This is a genomic window from Pedobacter sp. (assembly GCF_045628745.1).
GTDB lineage: Bacteria > Bacteroidota > Bacteroidia > Sphingobacteriales > Sphingobacteriaceae > Pedobacter.
Genome location: NZ_JAZQPU010000037.1, coordinates 1 through 1,728, shown reverse-complemented (window position 1 = coordinate 1,728; position 1,728 = coordinate 1). Strand labels below are relative to the sequence as shown.

Here is a 1,728-nt window from a genome sequence, read left to right as displayed (position 1 = left end):
TCTAAGGCTAAAGTCCCTGTGGTGCCTATTTATTTCCACGGTAATAACGGTGTTTTATTTAACATCTTAAGCTTTATCCACCCTACGTTAAGAACAGCGAAGTTACCTTCGGAGTTTTTAAATAAACAAGGTTTAAAGATTAAAGTTAGGATTGGCCGTCCTATCCAAATCGATGACATTTCTTATAAAAAAGACACCAATAAACTGCTAGATTTTCTTCGTGCCCGCACTTATGCCCTCGGCACAGGCTTAGAACAGGAAAAGAAACTTTTTAACCCTATTTCTTTATTCAAGATCAAGAAAACACCGGCCCCTGTTGTAGAGGAAACACCTCAGGATGTGATGGTGCAGGAAGTGAGTACTTTGGAGTCTTACAAGGTGTGGACCGAGAAACAATATGAGGTATACATCTGCCCCACTACTAAAATACCACATATTTTAAGGGAAATTGGCAGGTTAAGGGAAATTACCTTCCGCGAGGTTGGTGAGGGCACAAACAAAAAAATTGACCTCGATAATTACGACATTTATTATAGTCACCTTTTTATATGGGATAAAGACAAAAATCTAATTGTAGGTGCTTACCGTATAGGCAAGGGCGATGAGATTTTAGATACCATGGGCAGACGTGGCTTTTACCTGTCTGAGCTTTTTAAAATTAAGGAAGCTTTTTACCCTATCCTGCGCAATGGCATTGAACTCGGTCGCTCCTGGATTCGCAAGGAGTATCAGCAAAAACCCCTGCCCCTGTTTTTATTATGGAAAGGGATTTTAAAATACCTGTTGGATAACCCCAAATACAGGTATATGTTTGGTCCGGTGAGCATCAGCAACAACTTCTCTAAGTTTTCTAAATCGCTGATTGTAGATTACATCACCCTGCATCATTTTGATTATGAATTGGCGCATTATGTAAAACCACGTAACAAGTTCAAGGCAGATTTAACACCGATCGACAAAGAGCTGCTTTTAGAAAGCAGTGAATCTTTGAAAGACCTCGACAGCCTGATCTCTGATATTGAAAATACGCATATTAAAATTCCGGTGTTGTTGAGGCAATACATGAACCTGAATGCTAAAATCATCTGTTTCAACAGGGATCCTAAGTTTTCTGATTGCCTGGATGGCTTCCTGGTGGTAGATACGCAAAATATACCTGCGGAGATGCTGGAGAGAATCGGCAAGAACTTATAGGCTGTTTTTAAAAGCCAAATGAATAAAGAAACCCGTCGCATTGATCATGCTGACGGGTTTTCGTTTATTAACACACTAAACGTAAATACCTAACCAAAAATATTTAACATTACAAAAATAGCACTGGCATGTTAAGTCAACGTTACATCTGTGTGATGTATAATATTAGTAATTTCTTATTTTTTTGAGTCCAAGGCCGGGCTGGTCGTTCAAGGTAACCATACCATCAACAACGGTCATCCCTTTATAAACATCATTGCCAATGAGCAATGCGCCGTCAAGGTCTGCCCAATCTACCATAGGTGCCAATTGTGCAGCGGCAGAGATGGCACATGAAGTTTCGGTCATACAGCCAATCATAATTTTCATCTTTAAGGCTCTTCCCAGTTCCAGCATTCTATGCGCTTCACGCATGCCTGTACATTTCATCAGTTTAATGTTGATACCACTATACACATGGTGTGCTTTCAATACATCGTCTAAACGCTGTACAGACTCATCACCAATGGTAGGAATAGGACTGTTTTCCGTTAG

General features: G+C 40.0%; 2 protein-coding genes. One reads left to right on the top strand and one right to left on the bottom strand.

Features of this window, described 5'->3' with window-relative positions; genetic code table 11:
- On the top strand, positions 1–1,194 hold a 1,194-nt coding region (locus tag ACR2F7_RS01500), incomplete at its 5' end, for a GNAT family N-acyltransferase (RefSeq protein WP_432711840.1).
- Between the two features lie 165 nt (positions 1,195–1,359).
- Here the strand turns inward: ACR2F7_RS01500 and ACR2F7_RS01495 are convergent.
- Positions 1,360–1,728, bottom strand: a 369-nt coding sequence (locus ACR2F7_RS01495) for an enolase C-terminal domain-like protein (RefSeq protein ID WP_432711839.1), incomplete at its 5' end; no start/stop codon positions are given.